This window comes from Streptomyces sp. NBC_00075 (genome assembly GCF_045041225.1).
GTDB classification, from domain to species: domain Bacteria; phylum Actinomycetota; class Actinomycetes; order Streptomycetales; family Streptomycetaceae; genus Streptomyces; species Streptomyces adonidis.
This window is the reverse complement of sequence record NZ_CP108243.1, coordinates 8,614,794-8,635,411: the sequence shown is the minus strand read 5'-3', so window position 1 is coordinate 8,635,411 and position 20,618 is coordinate 8,614,794. Positions and strand designations below refer to the sequence as shown.

At 72.3% G+C, this 20,618-nt stretch carries 20 protein-coding genes; 13 read left to right on the top strand and 7 right to left on the bottom strand.

The window, feature by feature from the left end:
- Positions 1-14: 14 nt before the first annotated feature.
- Entirely contained in the window at positions 15-881 is an 867-nt protein-coding gene (locus OG787_RS37865; RefSeq protein ID WP_369033689.1) for an MHYT domain-containing protein, read from the bottom strand.
- Positions 882-1,194: 313 nt separating this feature from the next.
- On the opposite strand from OG787_RS37865, the gene OG787_RS37860 reads away from it, so the two are divergent.
- The 3 genes from OG787_RS37860 (at position 1,195) to fdhA (ending at position 4,448) form a co-directional block, all read left to right on the top strand.
- Complete coding sequence (locus tag OG787_RS37860) at positions 1,195-1,770, top strand: methylated-DNA--[protein]-cysteine S-methyltransferase (protein ID WP_405538268.1); 576 nt, start codon at positions 1,195-1,197, stop codon at positions 1,768-1,770.
- Between the two features lie 53 nt (positions 1,771-1,823).
- Entirely contained in the window at positions 1,824-3,101 is a 1,278-nt protein-coding gene (locus tag OG787_RS37855) for an MFS transporter (RefSeq protein WP_405538267.1), read from the top strand.
- Between the two features lie 120 nt (positions 3,102-3,221).
- Positions 3,222-4,448, top strand: a complete 1,227-nt coding sequence (gene fdhA / locus OG787_RS37850) for a formaldehyde dehydrogenase, glutathione-independent (RefSeq protein ID WP_369033686.1) — start codon at positions 3,222-3,224, stop codon at positions 4,446-4,448.
- Between the two features lie 67 nt (positions 4,449-4,515).
- On the opposite strand, the gene OG787_RS37845 is transcribed toward fdhA, so the two are convergent.
- Positions 4,516-4,944 (bottom strand): VOC family protein, encoded by a 429-nt coding sequence (locus OG787_RS37845; protein ID WP_405538266.1) that lies wholly within the window; start codon positions 4,942-4,944, stop codon positions 4,516-4,518.
- Positions 4,945-5,046: 102 nt separating this feature from the next.
- Between OG787_RS37845 and OG787_RS37840 the strand changes: the two genes are divergently transcribed.
- Positions 5,047-5,952: a pseudouridine-5'-phosphate glycosidase gene (locus OG787_RS37840; RefSeq protein WP_369033715.1), complete on the top strand. Its 906-nt coding sequence runs from the start codon at positions 5,047-5,049 to the stop codon at positions 5,950-5,952.
- Positions 5,949-6,860 (top strand): carbohydrate kinase family protein, encoded by a 912-nt coding sequence (locus tag OG787_RS37835; RefSeq protein ID WP_405538264.1) that lies wholly within the window; start codon positions 5,949-5,951, stop codon positions 6,858-6,860. Before OG787_RS37840 ends, OG787_RS37835 begins: the two co-directional genes overlap by 4 nt.
- 35 nt (positions 6,861-6,895) lie before the next feature.
- Here OG787_RS37835 and OG787_RS37830 read toward each other — a convergent pair whose 3' ends face one another.
- On the bottom strand, positions 6,896-7,690 hold the full coding sequence (locus tag OG787_RS37830) for a methyltransferase domain-containing protein (RefSeq protein WP_369033683.1): 795 nt from the start codon (positions 7,688-7,690) through the stop codon (positions 6,896-6,898).
- A 168-nt stretch (positions 7,691-7,858) separates the two neighbouring features.
- Here OG787_RS37830 and OG787_RS37825 point away from each other — a divergent pair, with 168 nt between their 5' ends.
- The gene (locus OG787_RS37825) at positions 7,859-8,986 is read left to right on the top strand and encodes a magnesium and cobalt transport protein CorA (protein ID WP_369033682.1); all 1,128 of its coding nucleotides are present in this window, start codon (positions 7,859-7,861) and stop codon (positions 8,984-8,986) included.
- 72 nt (positions 8,987-9,058) lie between these two features.
- Here the strand turns inward: OG787_RS37825 and OG787_RS37820 are convergent, their stop codons facing one another.
- Together OG787_RS37820 and OG787_RS37815 are read right to left on the bottom strand one after the other, a co-directional pair.
- Positions 9,059-9,487, bottom strand: coding sequence for a CBS domain-containing protein (locus OG787_RS37820; protein WP_405538262.1), 429 nt, complete (start codon positions 9,485-9,487; stop codon positions 9,059-9,061).
- Positions 9,488-9,641: 154 nt separating this feature from the next.
- A complete protein-coding gene (locus OG787_RS37815; protein WP_369033680.1) occupies positions 9,642-10,283 on the bottom strand; it encodes a uridine kinase in 642 nt (213 codons plus the stop codon).
- A gap of 104 nt (positions 10,284-10,387) precedes the next feature.
- On the opposite strand from OG787_RS37815, the gene OG787_RS37810 reads away from it, so the two are divergent.
- From OG787_RS37810 to OG787_RS37800, 3 genes are all read left to right on the top strand, one after another.
- Positions 10,388-11,119, top strand: coding sequence for a DUF2293 domain-containing protein (locus OG787_RS37810; RefSeq protein ID WP_405538261.1), 732 nt, complete (start codon positions 10,388-10,390; stop codon positions 11,117-11,119).
- A 144-nt stretch (positions 11,120-11,263) separates the two neighbouring features.
- Entirely contained in the window at positions 11,264-11,743 is a 480-nt protein-coding gene (locus OG787_RS37805; protein ID WP_369033714.1) for a DUF1772 domain-containing protein, read from the top strand.
- Positions 11,744-11,860: 117 nt separating this feature from the next.
- Positions 11,861-13,348: a glutamate synthase subunit beta gene (locus OG787_RS37800; protein ID WP_405538259.1), complete on the top strand. Its 1,488-nt coding sequence runs from the start codon at positions 11,861-11,863 to the stop codon at positions 13,346-13,348.
- Between the two features lie 26 nt (positions 13,349-13,374).
- Here the strand turns inward: OG787_RS37800 and OG787_RS37795 are convergent, their stop codons facing one another.
- Positions 13,375-13,881, bottom strand: coding sequence for a carboxymuconolactone decarboxylase family protein (locus OG787_RS37795; RefSeq protein WP_369033677.1), 507 nt, complete (start codon positions 13,879-13,881; stop codon positions 13,375-13,377).
- Between the two features lie 47 nt (positions 13,882-13,928).
- Between OG787_RS37795 and OG787_RS37790 the strand changes: the two genes are divergently transcribed.
- The 4 genes from OG787_RS37790 (at position 13,929) to OG787_RS37775 (ending at position 19,725) form a co-directional block, all read left to right on the top strand.
- The gene (locus OG787_RS37790; RefSeq protein WP_405538257.1) at positions 13,929-15,404 is read left to right on the top strand and encodes a PLP-dependent aminotransferase family protein; all 1,476 of its coding nucleotides are present in this window, start codon (positions 13,929-13,931) and stop codon (positions 15,402-15,404) included.
- A gap of 237 nt (positions 15,405-15,641) precedes the next feature.
- A complete protein-coding gene (locus OG787_RS37785) occupies positions 15,642-17,939 on the top strand; it encodes a PEP/pyruvate-binding domain-containing protein (protein WP_369033675.1) in 2,298 nt (765 codons plus the stop codon).
- Positions 17,936-18,862: a hypothetical protein gene (locus OG787_RS37780; RefSeq protein ID WP_369033674.1), complete on the top strand. Its 927-nt coding sequence runs from the start codon at positions 17,936-17,938 to the stop codon at positions 18,860-18,862. Before OG787_RS37785 ends, OG787_RS37780 begins: the two co-directional genes overlap by 4 nt.
- Before the next feature lie 158 nt (positions 18,863-19,020).
- Positions 19,021-19,725: a fused DSP-PTPase phosphatase/NAD kinase-like protein gene (locus OG787_RS37775; RefSeq protein ID WP_369033673.1), complete on the top strand. Its 705-nt coding sequence runs from the start codon at positions 19,021-19,023 to the stop codon at positions 19,723-19,725.
- A 29-nt stretch (positions 19,726-19,754) separates the two neighbouring features.
- Here the strand turns inward: OG787_RS37775 and OG787_RS37770 are convergent, their stop codons facing one another.
- Positions 19,755-20,558 (bottom strand): SAM-dependent methyltransferase, encoded by an 804-nt coding sequence (locus tag OG787_RS37770; RefSeq protein WP_369033672.1) that lies wholly within the window; start codon positions 20,556-20,558, stop codon positions 19,755-19,757.
- Positions 20,559-20,618: the final 60 nt, after the last annotated feature.

Below are 20,618 nucleotides of genomic sequence, written 5' to 3'. Positions count from 1 at the left end.
ACAACGGGTCCTGATCACCGGTTCTGCGGGGTGCGGGAGCTGCGGTGTCCGTGTCGCTGGCCGGGGCGCTGCGGGGGCCGTCGGCCGGGGTGCGGGACGGCGGGGTGGGCCGGGATGCCGGGCTTGTTGTCGGCGGGGCGCCGGTCGGACTTGCCCATGATCATCAGCGGGTCGAACATCACGACGACGCCGGCCAACAGGAGGAAGGCGAGCGGGCCGATCATCAGGGGGGCGAGGAGGCTCGCGGGCGAGTCGCCGTCCGGGCTCCCGGTCGCGGTGTGGAGGTGGACCCTCAGGGCGGCCATGCCCGTGTAGTGCATGCCGCTGACGGCGAGTCCCATGACGAGGCTGGCACCCACGCTCCACAGGAAGCCACGGATCTGCCCGGCCGCCCACAGGGCGGCGGTGGCGGCCACGACGGCTATCACGACGGAGGCGGCGACGGTGAAGGTGTTGTACTCCAGCTTCCCGTTGAGGCGCATGCCGGCCATGCCCAGGTAGTGCATGGACGCGATGCCGAGGCCTGTGATGGTGCCCCCGGTGAACAGCGCGGTTCCGCTCGCGCCCCGGTAGCCGACGATGAAGATCCCGATGCCGACCATGAGGATGGCGACGCCGAGGCTGGCGAAGGTCAGCCACATGTCGTAGTTGATCGGGGTCTCCTTGACCTTGAACCCCATCATCGCGACGAAGTGCATGGTCCATATGCCGGAGCCGATCGCGGCGGAGCCGAGCGCCAGCCACCCTGGTCGCCACGACTGGGCGACCAGCATCGATCTGGTGGTGCAGCGCAGGCCCAGCGCACCGCCCAGGCAGGCCATGACGTAGGCCACCAGCGGTGTGACGAGTCCGTAGCTGAATCCGTCGACCGTGCCCTGCATGTGCGGCTGCCCTTCCGCCCTGTTGCGTCCCGTAATTCCCTGAAATGCGCCCCCGCCCCAGAACCGGCCGGCGGTCAGGGTTGTGGCAGAGAGTATGACTGCCTCCGGAAGGGTCGAACGATTTTCCGGCAAAGAAACACGGCCTTGCCCCACTTGTGCGGCAGGCGTGTGCGGACTCGGGCAACTCCGTTCAATCTGTGTCTGTGCCGCACCTCTCTTTCCGTTGTCACTCCGCTGTCACTCGCGGCACGTCCGCGCCCGCTCGGCACCCGCGCACCGGGCGTTGTCAGTGGTGGGTCGTACGGTGGGGCGCATGGACAGCGATGGGCGGGACGAGCGGCGGGACCCGGGGAACCGGCAGCAGGTCGTGTGGGCGGTTGTCGGCACCGACATCGGTCCGCTGCTGCTGGCCGCGACGCACGAGGGCTTGGTGAACGTGGTGTTCCACGCCACGGAGCCGGTGCGCGAGAAAGCTGTCGAGCGGCTCGCCTCGCGGCTGGGCGCGGAGCCCGTGGAGGCGCCCGGATCCCCGCTGCTGGCCGAGGCGACAGCCCAGTTCGAGGCGTACTTCGCGGGTAAGCGGCACGATTTCGAGCTGCCGCTCGACTGGTCCCTGATCTCCGGCTTCAACCGACAGGTGCTGCGCGAACTGGCGTCCGGTGTGCCGTACGGCGCGGTCGTCGGGTACGGCGACCTGGCCGGCCGGGTCGGTCAGCCCGGCGCGGCCCAGGCGGTGGGCGCGGCGATGGGCGCCAATCCGCTGCCCGTCGTGGTGCCGTGCCATCGGGTCGTGGAGAGCGACGGCGGCCTCGGCGGGTTCGGGGGCGGCCTGGAGACCAAGCGGAAGCTGCTCGCGCTCGAAGGGGTGTTGCCCGAGCCGCTGTTCTGAGAGAGGTTCCGCAGGGGAACGGAACGCTGGGGGAAGCAGGGGGGATCGCACCAGTGACCACATCTTCCGCCCGCACGGGCGGGGAACTGGCCGTGCTGCGGCGTCGGATCTCCGGTGTGCTGGTCGCGAGCCAGATTCTCGGCGGGCTCGGGGTGGCCACCGGCGTCGCGCTGGCCTCCGTACTGGCCCAGCGGATCAGCGGTACGGAGTCGCTGTCCGGGCTCGCGCCCACCACGATGGTCGCGGGCACCGCGGTCGCCTCCCTGCCGCTGGCGGCGCTGATGACCGCGCGCGGGCGGCGGCCCGGGCTGGTCCTGGGCTATCTCCTCGGCGCCCTGGGGGCGGGCGTCGTCGTGATCGCGTCGGTCGTCGACAGCTTTCCGCTGCTGCTGTGCGGCATGGCCGGGTTCGGCGCGGCCTCGTCGGCGAATCTGGGGGCGCGGTTCGCCGCCGCCGATCTCGCCGAGCCGGACCGGCGGGCCCGCGCGATCTCGAACGTGGTGTGGGCGACCACCATAGGGGCGGTCCTCGGGCCGAACATCGCCGCTCCTGCGGGGCGCAGTGTGTCCGGACTCGGGATACCCGAGACGGCGGGCCCCTTCCTGTGGGCGGCCGGGATCTTCCTGGTCGCGGCGGTGACGGTGGCCGTCCTGCTGCGCCCCGATCCGCTGCTCACGGCCCGGGCACTCGCCCCGGTGGAGGAGCGGTCGGCCGAGGGCCGGTCCCTGCGCGCGGGCATCGCCGCCGTCACCGCCTCGCCGCGTGCCCGGCTCGCGCTGGTGACGGTCGCCATGTGCCACACGGCCATGGTCTCGGTGATGTCGATGACCCCGGTCGCACTCGGGCACCACGGCGCGGGCATCGATCTGATCGGGCTGGTGATCAGCGGTCACATCGCGGGCATGTACGCGTTCTCGCCGCTCATGGGGCGGCTGTCCGACCGGGTCGGGCGGCTGTCCGGCATCGGTCTCGCCGTGGGGCTGCTGGCCTGCGCCGCGTTCCTCGCGGGCACGGCCGGCGGCAGTCACGGCCGCACCGCGACGGGGCTCTTCGTCCTGGGGCTGGGCTGGTCGGCCGGACTGGTCTCCGGGTCCGCCCTGCTCACGGACTCCGTGCCCGAGGCCGCGCGCGCCGCCGCCCAGGGGCTGTCCGACCTCGTCATGAACACCGCGGCGGGCCTCGGCGGGGCGGCCTCCGGGCTCGTGATGGCACAGGCGGGCTACGGGTGGCTGAATCTCGCCGCCGCCTGCCTGCTGATACCCGTGGGCGCGCTGGCGCTGTTCACACGGAACGGCCTGCGGCGGGTCCGGGGCGCGACAGCGGGCGGCTAAGGCCGGTTCGCGCCGGTCGTCGCGCGAGGGGTGGCCGGGACGCGGGAGCGGTAGCAGACTCCGCCGTGCGCACAGCCGCTGGCATCCGAAGTCACGGGGCCGAAGGGACGGCGATCACGTATGAGCGGGAACAGGGCAGTCGCGTATCTCAAGCCGGGCACCGTCGAGGTCAGGACCATCGACTACCCGACGCTTGAACTCCAGGACGGGCCGGGAGTCGCTCCCCAGAACGTCGGCAGGAAATGCCGGCACGGGGTGATTCTCAAGGTGCTCGCCAGCAACATCTGCGGAAGTGACCAGCACATGGTGCGGGGCCGTACGACCGCGCCCGAGGGGCTGGTCCTCGGACACGAGATCACCGGAGAGGTCGTCGAACGCGGGCCGGACGTCGAGTACGTCGACGTCGGGGACATCGTCTCCGTACCGTTCAACATCGCCTGCGGGCGGTGTCGCAACTGCAAGGAACGCAAGACCGGCATCTGTCTGAACGTCAACCCGGCCCGCCCGGGGGCGGCTTACGGCTATGTCGACATGGGCGGCTGGGTCGGCGGTCAGGCCGAGTACGCGATGGTGCCGTACGCGGACTTCAACCTGCTGAGGTTCCCGGACGCCGACCAGGCGCGCGAGAAGCTCCTCGACCTGACCATGCTGTCGGACATCTTCCCGACCGGCTTCCACGGCGCGGTCACCGCGGGCGCGGGTGTCGGTTCGACGGTGTACGTCGCGGGGGCCGGCCCGGTCGGCCTGGCCGCCGCCGCGTCGGCGCAGCTCCTGGGCGCCGCCGTCGTCATCGTCGGCGACCTCAACGCCGAACGCCTCGCCCAGGCACGGAGTTTCGGCTGCGAGACCGTCGACGTCTCACGCGGCGACATCGAGGGGCAGCTCGCCCAGATCCTCGGGGAGCCCGAGGTGGACGCGGCGGTCGACGCGGTCGGCTTCGAGGCCCGGGCACACGGCCCGGACGCCCCGGAGGCGCCCGCGACGGTCCTCAACTCCCTGATGGGCGTCACGCGCGCGGGAGGCGCCCTGGGCATCCCGGGGCTGTACGTCACGGACGACCCGGGCGGCATCGACGGGGACGCCAAGTCGGGCACCCTGAAGATGCGGCTCGGCCTCGGCTGGGCGAAGAGCCACGCGTTCACCACCGGACAGTGCCCGGTGATGAAGTACCACCGGGGGCTGATGCGGGCGATCCTGCACGAGCGCGTGCACATCGCCAAGGCCGTCAACGCGACCGTGATCGGCCTGGACGACGCCCCGCGCGGCTACGCCGAGTTCGACCAGGGCGCGAGCCGCAAGTACGTCCTCGATCCGCACGGGGCGCTGACCGGCGTACGACCGGTCTGATCTCCTCCTGAGGTCCGGCCCCGGTACAAGGAGAGGGGTATCCGCGCGCGGGTACCCCTCTCCTGCCCTACGCGTAGTGCCGCGCCTCGAAGACGTTGCCGTCGGGGTCGCGGAAGTAGAAGCTGCGCCTCGCCAGGCCCCGGGCGCCGTAGGAGTCGTACGAGATCTCCGAGACGGGTACGTCCCGTTCCTCCAGGCGGGTGCGCAGGGCGTCGAAGGTGTCCGCGGGCAGGGACAGGCACACGTGGTTGACGGGGTGGCCCGCGCTGTCGGCGGACCCGGGGAGCATGTTCATGCGCTCCGCCAGGGAGAGGGGCGCGAGGTCGAAGATGGTCTCCTCGTTGAGGCGTACGGAGGGGAAGGACACCGTCCCCGCGGCGAATTCGGTGATCCTCAGGGGCTCCATGCCGACCGCCTTCTCGTAGAAGTCGGCGGCGGCGATCGGATCACGTACCCAGAGGACCACATGGTCGAGACGTGTTGAGTTGTCCGTCATGAACCCCAGGCTGGTGGCGTCTGCCACAGGCCGCAAGGGTTTGACCACGCGCGCCGCCCGCCAGAGATGAGGGAAGACCGAACGACAGGAAGCAGGCGCGTGATGCTGGTGGTGTCCGAAGAAGTGCGGGAAGCGGTCGACGCGCGTCGACCCGTGGTGGCCCTGGAGTCCACGATCATCGCCCACGGGCTGCCGCGCCCGCGCAATCTTCAGGTGGCGCTGGAACTGGAGGACGTCGTACGGCAGGAGGGCGCCGTACCGGCCACGATCGCCGTGCTGGACGGGCGCCCCCATGTCGGCCTGGACAAACAGCAGCTGGAGCGGGTCGCGAACGAGGACGGCATCCGCAAGCTGGGTCACCGCGATCTGCCGCTCGCGGTGGCCGCCGGGGCGAGCGGGGCGACCACGGTGTCGGCGACCGCGCTGCTGGCCGCACGCGCGGGCGTACGGGTGTTCGCCACGGGTGGGCTCGGCGGGGTGCACCGTGAGTGGACGGTGACCCAGGACGAGTCGGCCGACCTGGGGCTGCTGGCGCGCACCAGGATCACCGTCGTCTGTGCGGGCGTGAAGTCGATCCTGGATGTGCCGGCCACCTTGCAGCGGCTGGAGACCCTCGGGGTCGCCGTGGCCGGTTTCGGCACCGGCAACTTTCCCGGCTTCTACCTGTCCGACTCCGGGCACCCGGTGGACTGGACGCTCGACACGCCGGAGCAGGTCGCGGACGTGATGCGGGCCCAGGACGCCCTCGATTCCCCGGAGTCGGCGTTCATCGTCGCCAATCCGGTGCCCGCGGAGGAGCAACTGGATCCGGAGCTCCACGCGCGCGTGCTGGCGGACGCGCTGCACGCGCTCGAAGAACAGGGTGTGAGCGGGCAGGCCGTGACGCCGTTCCTGCTCGACTACCTGGTGCGGCACACCGACGGCGCCTCGCTGAGCGCCAACCTGGCAGCGGTTCGCGGCAACGTACGGCTCGCGGGGCGGATCGCGGCGGCCTGGGCCGGGGCGTGACGGAGCCGGGCGGGGCGCTGCTCGTCGCCGGGGACGTCATCACGGACATCGTCGCCCGGCACCATGGTCCGCTCGCGCCGCGTACCGACACGACCGCCGCGATCCGGACCCTGCCGGGCGGTGCGGGCGCCAACGTGGCCTGCTGGGCGGCCCATTGGGGGCGCTCCGAGGTACGGCTGATCGGACGGGTGGGTACGGACGCGGCCGAGTGGCACGAGCGCGAACTGACGGCCTGCGGAGTACGGCCCCACCTCGTCGTCGATCCCGAGGCGCCGACCGGGACGGTGATCTGCCTGGTGGACACCGGCGCGGCGGCCGAGCGCACCCTCCTGACCCAGAGCGGTGCCTCGCTGCGGCTGAACCCCGACGACTGGTCGGACACGCTGCTCGACGGTGTCGCGCGGCTGCATCTCTCGGGCTATCTCCTGTTCTCGGCGCCGAGCCGGGCGTTCGTGGCGGTGGCCCTGGAGTCGGCACGCGCGCGTGGCGTACCGGTGAGCCTGGATCCGGCCTCGGCGGGGTTCCTCGTCGAACTGGGTGTCGACCGCTTCCTGGATCTGGTGTCCGGGGTGGACGTGCTGCTGCCGAGCCGTGACGAGGCCTGTCTGCTCACCGGGTTGCCGGACCCGGCGGACGCGGCGGCCAAGCTGAGCCGCCACGTCCCGCTGGTGGTCGCCAAGCGGGGTGCCGAGGGCGCGATCGTGGCCCGCGCGGGGACCGTGCACGCCCGTGTCCCGGCCCTGCCCGCGACACCCCGGGACACGACGGGCGCCGGCGACGCCTTCACCGGCGCGTTCCTCGCCGCCCTGCTGACGGGCGCCGAACCCGCCGACGCCGCGGCGGAGGGGTGCCGGGCGGGCGCGCGGGCGGTGGAACGGGTGGGCGGGAGGCCGCCGGTCGCCGGTTGAAGGGGCCGACGGGTCACAGGCCGAAGAGGTGATGGCTACCCCTTGCGCCCCCACGCCGAGATCATCGGCGCCGTCGCCAGGTCCATCCCGCCCGCGGCGACGTTGGCCAGGTGGCGGTCGATGTCCTCGTCCGTGGCGTGGCCCCCGGCGACGAGCCGCTCCCGGATCTGACGGATCGTCGCGGATTCCAGCGCGGCGCAGGCGGGCGAGGTGACCGGGAAGTACGCGTCGGCCTGGACTTTGCGCAGACCCGCCTCGCGCAGCAGCCGCGGGAGTTTACGGCCGTACGCCAGATCGGCGCCGCTGTCCGCGAGCAGTTGGCGGAAGCTGTGCCGCAGCCGGTTGGCGAGCTGCTGCTCGGGGCCGTGCTCGTCGGGGCAGAGCAGGGGCTGCAGAGCGGGATCGGCGTCCTCGACGAGCAGGCGTCCGCCGGGACGCAGCGACTTGATCATCGAGCGCAACGCCCGTTCCCGGTCCGGCACATGGACGAGGACGAGCCGGGCGTGCACGAGGTCGAAGCCCTCCCCCGGCGGCTCGTCGGCGCCGACGTCGTGGACGCGTACGTCGACCGGCGGGCGGGCTGCCGGGGCGACCCAGGTGGTGTCGAGGTCGGTCGCGAGGACCTTTCCGGTCGGGCCGACCTTCTTGGCCAGCCAGGAGACCACGGAGGTGCCCCCGACGCCGACCTCCCAGCAACGCCAGCCGGCTCCGACGCCGAACCCTTCGAAGTGCCGGAAGGTCGTGGGATCGAAGAGGGCGGCGAAAGCGTCGAAGCGTTGTCCTGCCTCGGTCTGCCGGTTGTCGAGGAGATACCCGTCGGTTCGCGTCATGCCGAGATCATCCCAGTCATCCGCTTTGTTCGGCCGGGTCGACGCTCCCGCATCAGTCAAAGCGGAGCGGAACCTTCCGTTCCCCCAGGCCCCTCCGGCGTTCGCGAAGGGCTGGCAAACTGGCGAGCCAGGCGCATGGTGCGGACAGTACGGCGCAAGGAGAACCAGATGTCCATGGCAGGGAATCTGCGGAAGGTCACGAGCCTCGGCAGGGTCGGCGGCCTCCGCAGAGTGGCACGGCTGGCACGGCGGCGCCCGCGTGTCGACCTCAGTCACCACGCCCGGTCACCGCTGGGCTCCGCGGTCGTGAACTGCGTGGCCTACGAGGACGGCGTCCGGATCCCGGCCGGCCGGGACCTGGTCGACGCCGTGCGACGGGTCCGCAAGAGCGACGAGGGCTTCGTCTGGCTCGGCCTCCACGAGCCGACGGACCAGGAGTTCGCGGGCATCGCCCAGCTCTTCGACCTGCACCCGCTCGCGGTCGAGGACGCGGTCGACGCCCACCAGCGCCCGAAACTGGAGCGGTACGGCGAAACGCTGTTCGCGGTGTTCAAGACGGTCTGCTACGTCGAGCACACCGAACTCACGGCGACGAGCGAGGTGGTGAACACCGGCGAGATCATGGTCTTCGTCGGCCAGGACTTCGTGATCACGGTACGACATGGCCGGCACGGTTCACTGGGCCCGCTGCGCGAGGGTCTGGAGGCCGATCCGCAGCAGCTCGCCAAAGGCCCGGCCGCCGTGCTGCACGCGATCGCGGACCATGTGGTCGACGACTACCTCCAGGTCACGGACGCGGTGCAGGCGGACATCGATCAGGTCGAGACGGATGTGTTCGCGACGAACGGCGCGCGGGCCGACCCGGGCCGGATCTATCAGCTCAAGCGTGAACTCCTGGAGCTGAAGCGGGCCGTGGCTCCGCTGAACCGCCCGTTGCAGGAGCTGGCGACGCGGCCGATACGGGTGATCGACCCGGAGATACAGGCCTACTTCCGGGACGTCTCCGACCATCAGCTGCGGGCGACGGAGCAGATCGCGGCGTTCGACGAGCTGCTCAACTCGATTCTCCAGGCGCACCTCGCGCAGGTCACGGTCGCGCAGAACGAGGACATGCGCAGGATCACCGCGTGGGCGGCGATGATCGCCGTACCGACGATGGTCTGCGGTGTCTACGGCATGAACTTCGATCACATGCCGGAGCTGCGCTGGCAGTTCGGCTATCCGCTGGTGATCGGCCTGATATCCGTCGTCTGTCTGGTGCTGTACCGGAGCTTCCGGCGCAACGGCTGGCTCTGACACGGCCGGGCCCGTCACACACGCTCGCCCGGCGCGGGCGGCCGGGCGAGCGTGTGTGACGGGGCGCTGGGATCAGCGCATCGTGGTCCGGGCGTAGACGCTCTCGGCCCAGGACGCGATCTGGTCGTCCGTGAGGTGCTGGGCCAGATCGGCCTCGCTGATCATGCCGACCAGACGCTTGTTCTCGATCACCGGAAGCCGGCGGATCTGGTGGTCCTTCATCTCTTCGAGAACCTCGCTGACATCGGCGCCCGCCTCGATCCAGCGCGGGGTGCCCTGGGCCATCTCGCCCGCGGTGACCTTCGCCGGATCGTGGCCCATGGCCACACAGCCGACGACGATGTCGCGGTCCGTGAGGATGCCGCAGAGGCGTTCGTTCTCGTCGCTGATGGGTAGGGCGCCCACGTTGAGGTCGCGCATCAGCTGGGCGGCCCGGTCAAGGCTCTCGTGGGCGGGGATCCACTGGGCGCCGCGGTGCATGATGTCTCCGGCGGTGGTCATGAAGTACCTCCCGGTGCCGGACGGCCGGCGCGGCACGGAGGGCACCGCTAGTCCCGGCGCCCTACATTCTCGCCGCGCTCCCGGGGATGCGCACCCGGAAGTCCGCGGCTTTTCGGGTGCGGTGTCCGGGGCCGGTCCGGGCCGCGGGGCCGGGTCAGCCGTTCCACGCCGGGTGCCGCGGGTCGTCCGCGCGCACCAGGACGTCGGCCGTGGCGGCGGGGTCCGTCTCGTTCTCGTAGCGCGCGAAGGCGGGGAGGGTCCAGTGCTCGGCCTCGGGGGTACGGCGGCGCAGGGCCGCCGGGGAGAGGAGGACGTGGACGGTCAGGTCGAACGGGAACCAGTGGCGCAGCAGGAGGGGGCCGTGCAGCAACAGGATGCCGCCGGGCGGGAGTCGGACGTAGGGGCTGCGGGTGGAGCGGTCGGTGAGCGGGTCGCGGAGGTCGGGCAGGACACGGCCGTCGCCGCCGGGTTCGAGGGGGCCGAAGACCTCGCGCCAGAGGGCGCCGGTGTCGAACCAGCCGTCGTAGTAGGCCTCCACGTCCTCGTGGCCGTACTCCAGCCTGAGGGAGGCTGGGCGCAGAAAACCGGCGGTGCCGATGGCGAGCGAGGGCCGGCCGCGTACGCGCAGTGCCTCGGCCACGCGTTCGGCGAGGTCTCCCGGGCGGGCCGCCGGGGCTCCGTCGAAGGCGATACGCGGCCAGGGGCTGCCGTCGTCCGGCTTCATGTCGAGCACGCGTTCGGCGAGGAGGTCGCCGAGCCGGTCCCAGGTGATCGGTTCCAGTCGCACACGGCCCATGATGCCGGGTGGCCGCAGGTGGTCAGGAACGGAGCTGGTGAGAACAGGCGGGGGAAGCAGGGCCGGTGCGGGGATTCCTGGTCGCCGGCGGGAATCAAGCAGCTATGACCAGCCGCACAACTCCCCCGGTCCACCCCGGACTTCTCGTCGTGCAGCCGCTCAGGCGGCGGCACTGTGCCGAGTGCCGGCAAGGGCCGTTGGCGTTGCTCGTGCTGGAGGAGGGGACACCTCGGTGTCTCGACTGCGCCGACCTCGGGCATCTGGTGTTCCTGCCGAGGGGCGACACCGCGTTGACGCGCAGGTCGCGGGAGGAGAGCGGGCTGTCGGCGGTGGTCGTGCGGTTCAACCGGCGGCAGGGGCGGTACGAGCGGCAGGGCGTCCTGGTCGAGGAGGCCGGGCTTGCCCGGGCCGAGGAGCGGTGTCTGGCGGACGCCGAGGCGCGGCGCCGGCGCCGGGTGCGGGACGCGCGGCGGCGGGACGCGGAGGATCTGCGGTTCACGGAGGCGTTCGCGCGGGAGATCCGCCGGCTGCTTCCCGGGTGCCCGGCGGACCGGGCGGAGGCGATCGCCGCGCACGCCTCGGCGCGGGGCAGTGGGCGGGTGGGGCGGAGCGCGGCGGGGCGTGCGCTGTCCGAGGGGGCGGTGGTCTCGGCGGTCGTGGCGTCCGTACGGCATGTGGACACGGCGTACGACCAGTTGCTGATGAGCGGGGTCGCGCGGCACGAGGCTCGGCGGCGGATCGCCGGTGCCGTGGAGGCGAGGCTTCGGGAATGGGGGACGGAGTCGGATGGGACGACCGGTGCGGACACGAGAGAGGGCCGGGTCGAGTCCGCCTGAGCGCGGACACCCTGACCTGCTCGCGCCCGGTTTCGGAACCGCTCCTGGACGCCCGCGTACGGCGTCGCGTCGTTCAGCCATGGGCGTTGTCAGTGGCAGGGGGTTCACTGGAGGTAACGGATGGGGATCGACCTGGGAGTCGGCATGATCGATGGGGCGTACTTCGTACTGGTGGTGCTGGGTGTGCTCGGTACCGGGCTGGTGGCCGGGGTCTTCTGCGGGTTCTCGACGTTCGTGATGAGAGGGCTCGCCGCGCTGCCGCCCGCGCAGGGGGTCGCGGCGATGCGGGCGATCAACGTCACCGCGCTCAACCCGCCCTTCATGCTCGTGTTCATCGGCACGGCCGCCCTGTGTCTGGTGATCGTCGTGGTCACGTTCGTGGTGTGGCCGGACGAGGGCGCGGTGGAGCTGCTGGTGGGCAGCGCGCTGTATCTGCTCGGCTCGTTCGGGCTGACCATGGGCGCGAACGTGCCGCGCAACAACGCGCTGCTGAAGCTGGAGCCGGACACGGCGGAGGCCACCGCGTACTGGCCCGTGTACGTGCGCGAGTGGACCCTGTGGAACCACATACGCACGGTCGCCTCGGGGGCCGCCTCGGTGCTGTACGTCCTGGCCGTCGCCTGAGCCGGCGTACCGCTCGGCACAGGTGCCCGATGAGTCGTATCGTGGCCGAAAGAACGCGCCGCCCGATGACGCACGGCCCCGTCACGTGTACGCAGGGAAGACGGCAAGGACACGGCCATGGGCGATCCCAGGGGTTTTCTCACCACAGCACGCCAGGACTGGCCCCGCAGGCCCGTCGAGGAACGGGTCCGTGACTGGGACGAGGTGTACGTCCCGGGCGCGCTGCTGCCCATCATCAGCAGACAGGCCGATCGCTGCATGGACTGCGGCATCCCGTTCTGCCACGAGGCCTGTCCGCTGGGGAACCTGATCCCCGAGTGGAACGACCTGGTCTCCCGGGAGGACTGGCGTGCGGCGAGCGACCGGCTGCACGCCACGAACAACTTCCCCGAGTTCACGGGGAGGTTGTGCCCCGCGCCGTGCGAGGCGGGCTGTGTGCTGGCGATCAACCAGCCCGCGGTGACCATCAAGAACGTCGAGGTGGCCATCGCCGACCGGGCCTGGTCCGAGGGCTTCGCGCCGCCGAGCCCGCCGGACCGGCTGTCCGGGCGTACGGTCGCGGTGATCGGGTCGGGGCCCACCGGGCTCGCCGCCGCCCAGCAGCTGACCCGGGCCGGGCACACCGTCGCCGTGTACGAGAAGGACGACCGGCTCGGCGGACTGATGCGGTACGGCATCCCCGAGTTCAAGATGGAGAAGCACCATCTGGAGCGCCGCGTCGAGCAGATGCGCGCCGAGGGAACCAAGTTCCGTACGTCGACCGCCGTCGGGCGGGATGTCGGGGCCGCCGAGCTGCGGGCGCGCTACGACGCCGTGGTACTGGCCGTCGGGGCCACGGCGTGGCGTGAACTGCCGCTGCCCGGGCGGGAGTTGGTCGGCGTGCATCAGGCGATGGAGTATCTGCCGCTGGCCAACCGGGTGTGCCTGGGGGATCTGGATGCGTCCCCGATGTCCGCCGCCGGGAAGCATGTCGTCATCGTCGGCGGCGGGGACACTGGGGCAGACTGTCTGGGCACCGCGGTGCGTGAAGGGGCCGCCTCCGTCACCCAGTTGGACATCTACGCCCAGCCCGGAGAGGAGCGCGACGAGGACTACGACCCGTGGCCGACGTATCCGAAGGTCTACCGGTTGTCGGCCGCGCACGAGGAGGCCCGCGATCTGGAGTCGGCGCCCGCGGCCGACGCCGACGCGCGGCTCTTCGCGGCGTCCACGCTCCGCTTCACGGGCGACGCGGACGGGCACGTACGGGAGTTGCACCTGGTGGAGGTGGACGCGGAGCGCCGGCCGCTGCCCGGGTCCGGGCGGACGCTCCCCGCCGACCTCGTGCTGCTCGCCCTCGGCTTCTCCGGCCCGGACCGGGAGGACGGCCTGGTCGAGCAGCTCGGGCTGGCCCTCGACCCGCGCGGCACGATCGCCCGGGACGCGGACTTCGCGACGAACGTGCCGGGTGTGTTCGCGGCCGGGGACGCGGCCCGTGGGCAGTCGCTGATCGTGTGGGCGATCGCGGAGGGGCGGGCGGTGGCGGCGGCCGTGGACCGCCGCCTGACGGGCTCCACACGGCTGCCGGCGCCCATAGGGCCGTCCGACAGGCCGATGACCGTGTGACCGCCTCCAGCGCCGCCTGAGGCCGGTCAGCGCTCGTCCGTGCCCGCCACCTTGCGGGTCGCCAGGGCCACCCGGTTCCAGGTGTTGATCGTGAGGATCAGGGACAGGACCTGGGCCAGTTCCCGCTCGTCGAAGTGGGCGGCGGCCTCGGTGTAGACATCGTCCGGGACGCCCGCGTCGGCGATCAGGGTGACCGCCTCGGTGAGGGCCAGTGCCGCCTGTTCCCTCGGGGTGTAGAAGTTGCGGGCCTCGCGCCACACCGCGACCAGGTGCAGCCGGTCCTCGCTCTCGCCCGCCCTGCGCGCGTCGTTCGTGTGCATGTGGAGGCAGTACGCGCAGTGGTTGAGGTGCGAGGCGCGGATCTGGATCAGCTCGACCAGCGCCGGGTCGAGGCCCTCGCGGGCCGCCGCGTCGAAGCCGACGAGGGCGCGGAAGACCTTGGGGGCCGTCTTCGCGAGGTTCAGCCGGGGCGCTCTGTCCGTCTCCGTGAGGTGGGCGGTCGTGGGGTTCGCGGTGCTCGTGTTCGTCGTCATGAGTACGAATCTACGAGCCGGAAAGACCGGCTGTAGGGTGCATTTCCATGGCAGAAACATGGGTCAATTCCGCCGAGCGGATCGGGGCGGACCTGCATCTGGAACTGGACCTGTCGGGGCCCGGCGGGCGGCGGGCGGCGCTGATCCGGGCCCTGCGGGACGCCGTCCGGAGCGGCCGGCTGGCGCCCGGCACCCTGTTGCCGCCGTACCGTTCCCTCGCCGCCGATCTCGGCGTTGCCCGCAACACGGTGGCCGACGCGTACGCCGAACTCGTCGCCGAGGGCTGGCTCACCGCCCGCCAGGGCTCCGGAACCCGGGTCGCGGAACGCGCCGAACCGACAAAAGCGGCCTCCCGTGTCCCCGTAAAGGCACCCCCACGCGCGCGGGGGCCACGGCACGACCTGCGCCAGGGCAAGCCGGACGCGTCGGAGTTCCCGCGTTCCGCCTGGCTGGCCTCCTACCGTCGGGCGCTCCAGCAGGCGCCCAACGAGGCGTTCGGGCCCGGGGACCCGGCCGGCCGCGTCGAACTGCGGGAGGCGCTCGCGGAGTACCTGGCACGCGGGCGTGGCGTCCGTACCGAGCCCGCGCGGATCGTCGTCTGCTCGGGCTTCGCACACGCCCTGCGGCTCCTCTTCGGCGGCACGAGCGGCAGCGGGGGCGCGGACGCCGTCCTGCGCGGGCCGCTGGCCGTGGAGGCGTACGGACTCGGCTTCCACCGGGAACTGCTGGCCGCCGCCGGGGTACGGACCGTGCCGCTGCCCCTCGACGAGGACGGCGCACAGGTCGGCCTGCTCGACCGGGAACGGGCCGTACTGCTCACACCCGCACACCAGTTCCCGACCGGCGGCCCGCTGCACCCCGAACGTCGGGCGGCCGTGATCGACTGGGCACGCGCGCGTGGCGGGCTGATTCTGGAGGACGACTACGACGGGGAGTTCCGCTACGACCGCCAGCCCGTGGGCGCCCTGCAAGGACTGGACCCGGAGCGGGTGATCCACCTCGGCTCGGTCAGCAAGAGCCTCTCCCCCGCACTGCGGCTGGGCTGGATGGTGCTTCCGGAGCGGTACGTGGCGCCCGTGCTCGCGGTGAAGGGCGAGCGCGAGGGGTGGGCGAGCGCCCTCGATCAGCTGGCGCTCGCGGACTTCCTCGGGTCCGGGTCGTACGACCGTCATGTGCGGCGGATGCGGCAGCGGTACCGGCGCCGCCGTGACCGGCTCGTCGCCGCGCTCGCCGCACACGCGCCGCAGGTCGAGGTCACCGGGGTCGCGGCCGGACTGCACGCGGTGCTGCGGCTGCCGCCCGGGACGGAGCGGTCGGCGGTGAAGGCGGCGGCCTGGCGCGGAATCGCCCTCGACGGACTCGCGGAGTTCCGGCATCCGGAATTCCGCGGGCTGGAAAGGGACCCGGAAGGGGGCCGGGACCCGATCGCGCCCGACGGGCTCGTCGTGGGGTACGCGGCACCCTCGGAGGGTGCCTACGGGGCGGCCCTGGAGGCGCTCTGCCAGGCACTTCCCCCGGGCTGAGCGCGAGTTGAGCGACCCCCGACAACGCGAGCGGCCAGCACTTGGTTGCTCTGGGTGACCTTATTCACGACGGCCGGAAAACGGCTTCCAGCAGACGTGGAATACAGCCGCCGGTGGGATCATTGACGCAGGAGACAGGCCCCACGGGCCTGCCACCAAAATCCTTCGTTCCGTCGTCAGGCGCAGGGCCAACCCTACGCGTCCCCCCTGTTGGCGGTCGGTCCTGGAGGGTGTTCTATGACGACGCTCGATGAACGTCACGGAGAAGGCGCGCGCGACGGGGACGACCCCCGCGGCGGGGCGGTCCTGAACGCGGTCGGGGCACACAGCCTGCTCGACCCGGTCGGGACGCACGGCAGGGAAGCCGTCCCCCTGGACCAGCCCTCCGCCGCACTCCCCCTGCTTGCCGGTTCCAAGGCGGCCAACCTCGCCCGCGCGGCCCGTGCCGGACTGCCGGTACTGCCCGGATTCGTCATACCGCACCCCGCGTCCGTCCCCGAGGCCCACGGCCCGGCCGACGCCCTGACCGGCGACCTGTCCGCGCTGCGCCACGCCTGGGACGCGCTCTCCGACGGCGGTGAGCGTCCGCTCGTCGTCCGGTCCTCCTCACCGCAGGAGGACACGGACGAGTCGTCCCTGGCGGGCCAGTTCGCCTCCGTGCTCGATGTCCGCGGCTGGGCCGGTTTCCTCGCGGCGGTACGGACCGTGCTCGACTCCGCGCACCGGCCCGGCGAGCCCCCCGCACCGATGGCGGTGCTGGTCCAGCCGATGCTCACCGCGCGTGTGGGAGGCGTGATGTTCGGCGCCGACCCCGTCGAGGGGCGCGCCGACCGGATGCTGGTGAGCGCGGTGCGCGGCGGCCCCGACAGCCTGGTCAGCGGGGAGCAGGCCGGCACCAACTACTGGCTGAGCCCCCGTGGCCGCATGCTGCGCACGGAACCGGCGGACGCCGAGCCGCTCCTCGGCACCTTCGAACTGCGCCGGCTGGCCCGCCTCGCGCAGCAGGCCCGCAAGGTCTTCGACGGGCCGCAGGACATCGAGTTCGGGTTCGACGACCACGGCCGGCTGTGGCTGTTCCAGAGCCGCCCCATCACCGCAATGGCCGTCCGCCCCTCGCGCGGGGCCCGGCTGCTGGGCCCCGGCCCGGTCGCGGAGACCCTGCCCGACCAGCTGGAGCCGCTGGAGGAGGACCTGTGGGTGGCCCCGATGGCCCGCGGGCTCGCCGCCGCGCTCGACATCGGGGGCACCGCACCCCGGCGCCGGCTGCGTGCCGTGCCGGTGGTCACCGCGGTCGGCGGACGGGCCGCCGCGGATCTGGAGCTGCTCGGCGCCGTTCCGCCCCGGCACCGCTGGCTCGCGCTGCTCAACCCGGCGCCGGGCGGGCGCCGCCTCGCCGCCGCCTGGCGGACGGGACGGCTGGCCTCGGCGCTGCCCGGGCTCGCCGTCGACCTGGTGGCGGACGTCGACCGCCGGCTGGCCGAGACCCCGCCACCCGCCGAGATCCCGGCGACCGGACTGGCGTCCACCCTGCGCTGGACACGTACGACGCTGGTCGCGCTGCACGCCCAGGAGGCGCTGGCCGGTGCGCTGCTGCACGAGAAGCCGGGCGGCAGGGCGGGCGGCAGCAGCCGTACGGCAGCCGGTGCCGCCCTGTCCGCGCTCGCGGACGCCCGCGCCCAGGGGCTGCCCGACGAGCACGTCGTGACCGCCGAGCCGGTGGTCCTGGCCCTGACGGCACCGAGCCTGCGCGGACGGATCCGGCTTCCGTCGGCGCCGCAGGCGTCGGCACAGGAGGGCGGCCCCGACGGCACCCCGCGCGCGGGACACCGTCCCGACGCGGACGGGCACCCGCGTTCGGCGACCGTCACCGTCATCCGCCCGTTCCGGCACCCCGCCGAAAAGCCGGTCGCCGTCGCGCCCGTGCTCCCGCCTCGTGAGGCGCTCCGGCTGCGGGTCCGGTGGGTGCAGGAATTGCAGGTGCGGCTCGTACGGGAGGGGGCGCGCAGGCTCGTCGTACGCGGAGGGCTGGACGACGGCGCACGGGTCGGGCTGCTGCGGTGGCCGGAGTTCATGACCGCGTTGGAGGGCGGACCCCTGCCCGAGGACGTGCGGAAGAGGCAGCCGCAGCCCGTGTCCGCCCCGCTGCCGGACTCCTTCCGGGTCGCCGAGGACGGGACGGTGATCGCCGAGCGGAGCACCGACGCCTCCGGAGACGGCGGCCGGGGTGTGTCCGGCGGGCGGGCCGCCGGGACCGTCTGGGACGGCACCGGGACCCCGCCGGCGGACGCGGTGCTCGTCGTCCGCACCCTCGATCCCGCCCTCGCCCCGCTGCTGCCTGGGCTCACCGGGCTGGTCGCGCAGACCGGCAGCCCGCTGTCCCATCTGGCCGTGCTGGCACGCGAGTTCGGGCTGCCCGCAGTCGTCGGTGCGGCGGACGCCGTGAGCCGTTTCGTACCGGGCACGCGCCTCACGGTCGACGGCACCACGGGCGAGGTGCGTACCGGGGACGAGATCGGGACGGAGGACGGACGATGAGGCGAATCGCCTATGTGTTCGCATGGCTGGCCGCCGCCGGGGCGGGCACCTACGTCGTCATCTACCTCTACCGCTGGCAGTGGCAGCGGGCCGTCCTGTGCGGAGTGCTGCTGCTCGTCGTCGAGGTGATGCTGCTCGGGATCATGCTGATCGGGCGGCTCTCCCGGATCGAGGAGCAGATGCGCGAGACCCAGGAACAGGTACGGGAGTCCGGCCGGAGACAGCAGGACGTGCTGGCCCGACTGCGGGAGTCGCCGGCGCGGCAGGGAGCCGGACGCTTCCGCTGGCTGGACGAGCCCGCCGAACGCACCTACGTCTTCGTGCCGGTGCTCATGGTCACCGGTGTGCTGCTGTCCGGGCTCGCCTGGCTGGTGCAGCGGGTCGCGTCGGTCACCGCCAAGCCCGCCGAGCGGCGGCTCGCCGGACGGCTGGCCGTGCTGGCCGCGCCCGATCCGGCGGCCGACGCCGATCTGGAGGACCTGCCCCCGGCGGGCGGCCGGCGTTCACCGGGCCAGGTCGCGCGGACGACGGCCGTCGGGGTCGTCGGGGTCGCACTGCTCGGGGCGCTGGTCGTCGGGCTCGCTGACCTCACCCAGACCCGTGAGCAGAAGGCGGACGCCGACAGCCGGGCGACCTCCGTCCTCGTCCAGGTCGACCTGCGCGGCAGCGGCAAGGTCATCTCAGAGGAGCGGCGTGCCCTCGCCGCGCACCAGGTCTGGGAACAGTGCCGGGACTCCACCTCCGTGCCGCTCAACCGCGCGACCCTCGGCGATCTCGGTGACGGGGTGTTCGCCGGTGTGGTCCGGCCGGCGCTCGCAGAACACGACCTGATGCGGCTGCGCGGCTGCCTGGAGGACGCCGCCCTCGACCGCGCGCACCTCACGGTCGTCGGTATCGGGGATGTGGACAGGGACGGCGACTAGGGGCATCACAATCAGGGTAAAAAGGATATATACCCAGAAAGGAGTCGTACGTCACGTAAAGGCTCCGCTGTCAGCGGCCCGGGTTACGATGCAAAGCGCTCTCGTCCCCTGAAACGAACGTACGAACGCGCCCCCGCCTCCAACCTCCCCGGGTCACCATGGCTGCCATCACCGCTCCCCCGCCCGTACTACCGCTGCGTAGCTACCCTGCGGTCCGCCGCATCCTGCGGATCCTCGGCAGAATCGCCATCGGCTACCTCGCCCTGTGGGCCACCGGCGCGCTCGGCATCCTGGCCGTGTCGCACTGGATCGGCGAGGAGACACCGGCACAGCCGGGGACCAGTACGGTCCAGGGCGTCCACCACTTCGAACGCGTGGACTCCCAGGGGCGGTTGTGGCGCGGCGCCGCGCCCTCGCCGGCCGGTTACCGCGCCCTGGCGGGCCTCGGCATCACCACCGTCGTCGATCTGCGCGCCGAGGACCTGAGCGCGGCCCAGCTCGCCGAACCGGCCAAGGCCGGGCTGAACGTCGTACACCTGCCGATCCGTGACGGGCAGACGCCCACGGAGCAGCAGGTGCAGCGCTTCCTCGACGTCGTCGCCTCGTCGTCCGGGCCGGTGTTCGTGCACTGCGGTGCCGGTGTCGGCCGTACGGGGACGATGGCCGCCGCGTATCTCGTCCAGACCGAGAAGCAGTCGCCGTCGGCGGCGGTCTGGCGCAACCTCGCGGTCGGACCGCCGTCGATCGAGCAGATCTACTACGGGCTGAGCCTCGGCCGGGACAAGGCGGAGCAGCCGCCGCTCGCGGTCGTGGCGGTCAGCCGGCTGGTGGACGCGCCTCGGCGCATGATGTCGTGGCTGTGAACCCTTAACCCACCACCCGCTGCTCCCCGTCAGGACGTACGACCCACCGCCCCGTATCCGGGAATCACGCCGTCCTCCTGACCCGGGACCGGCTCGCCCAGTTCCGGGTGCCACTTGTCGACCACCTCGACGCCGGGCTCGACCAGGTCGAGGCCGTCGAAGAAGCGGGCGAACTCGGTGCGGGAACGCAGGGCGAGGGTGACGCCCGCGGCCTTGAGCTTCGCCGTGGCGGCCGCGGACTCCTCCGGGCTGAAGTCGGCGGTCGCGTGGGTCATCATCAGGTAGCTGCCTGCGGGCAGCGCGGCGAGCAGTCGGCCGACCAGGTCGTGCGCGCCGTCCTCGTCGGAGACGAAGTGCAGCAGGGCGACGAGGGAGAGCGCGACCGGCCGTTCGAAGTCCAGGATCTTCTTCGCGCCCTCGATGATGGCGTCCGGGTCGCGCACATCGGCCTGGAGGTACTCGGTGACGCCCTCCTCCGTACCGCGCAGCAGGGCCGCCGCGTGGGCCAGCACGATGGGATCGTTGTCGCAGTAGACGACCCGCGCGTCGGGCGCGACCTCCTGGGCGACCTGATGGAGGTTCGGCTCCGTCGGGATGCCGGTGCCGACGTCCAGGAACTGCCGGACGCCGTGCCCGGCGAGCCAGCGCGTGGCGCGGTGCATGAAGGCGCGGTTGACCTTGGCCATCACCGGCACGCGCGGGTCGAGGGCGAGCATCTGCCGGCCCATCGCCTCGTCGACCGGGTAGTTGTCCTTGCCGCCCAGATACCAGTCGTACATCCGCGCGGGATGGGGCTTGCTGGTGTCGATCTCGATGGAGGGCTGCCCGGTCATGACGAACTCCGTAAGTCTCTTCGGGGTCTTGCGTGGCAATTGATCAACTGAGCACCAAGT

Coding starts and splice junctions, on each gene's coding strand:
- OG787_RS37865 (WP_369033689.1), bottom strand. CDS start 881: ATGCAGGGCACGGTCGACGGATTCAGCTACGGACTCGTCACACCGCTG.
- OG787_RS37780 (WP_369033674.1), top strand. CDS start 17,936: ATGAGGCGAATCGCCTATGTGTTCGCATGGCTGGCCGCCGCCGGGGCG.
- OG787_RS37790 (WP_405538257.1), top strand. CDS start 13,929: ATGGCAGAAACATGGGTCAATTCCGCCGAGCGGATCGGGGCGGACCTG.
- OG787_RS37800 (WP_405538259.1), top strand. CDS start 11,861: ATGGGCGATCCCAGGGGTTTTCTCACCACAGCACGCCAGGACTGGCCC.
- fdhA (WP_369033686.1), top strand. CDS start 3,222: ATGAGCGGGAACAGGGCAGTCGCGTATCTCAAGCCGGGCACCGTCGAG.
- OG787_RS37845 (WP_405538266.1), bottom strand. CDS start 4,944: ATGACGGACAACTCAACACGTCTCGACCATGTGGTCCTCTGGGTACGT.
- OG787_RS37770 (WP_369033672.1), bottom strand. CDS start 20,558: ATGACCGGGCAGCCCTCCATCGAGATCGACACCAGCAAGCCCCATCCC.
- OG787_RS37805 (WP_369033714.1), top strand. CDS start 11,264: ATGATCGATGGGGCGTACTTCGTACTGGTGGTGCTGGGTGTGCTCGGT.
- OG787_RS37785 (WP_369033675.1), top strand. CDS start 15,642: ATGACGACGCTCGATGAACGTCACGGAGAAGGCGCGCGCGACGGGGAC.
- OG787_RS37810 (WP_405538261.1), top strand. CDS start 10,388: ATGACCAGCCGCACAACTCCCCCGGTCCACCCCGGACTTCTCGTCGTG.
- OG787_RS37840 (WP_369033715.1), top strand. CDS start 5,047: ATGCTGGTGGTGTCCGAAGAAGTGCGGGAAGCGGTCGACGCGCGTCGA.
- OG787_RS37830 (WP_369033683.1), bottom strand. CDS start 7,690: ATGACGCGAACCGACGGGTATCTCCTCGACAACCGGCAGACCGAGGCA.
- OG787_RS37860 (WP_405538268.1), top strand. CDS start 1,195: ATGGACAGCGATGGGCGGGACGAGCGGCGGGACCCGGGGAACCGGCAG.
- OG787_RS37820 (WP_405538262.1), bottom strand. CDS start 9,487: ATGACCACCGCCGGAGACATCATGCACCGCGGCGCCCAGTGGATCCCC.
- OG787_RS37815 (WP_369033680.1), bottom strand. CDS start 10,283: ATGGGCCGTGTGCGACTGGAACCGATCACCTGGGACCGGCTCGGCGAC.
- OG787_RS37775 (WP_369033673.1), top strand. CDS start 19,021: ATGGCTGCCATCACCGCTCCCCCGCCCGTACTACCGCTGCGTAGCTAC.
- OG787_RS37825 (WP_369033682.1), top strand. CDS start 7,859: ATGTCCATGGCAGGGAATCTGCGGAAGGTCACGAGCCTCGGCAGGGTC.
- OG787_RS37795 (WP_369033677.1), bottom strand. CDS start 13,881: ATGACGACGAACACGAGCACCGCGAACCCCACGACCGCCCACCTCACG.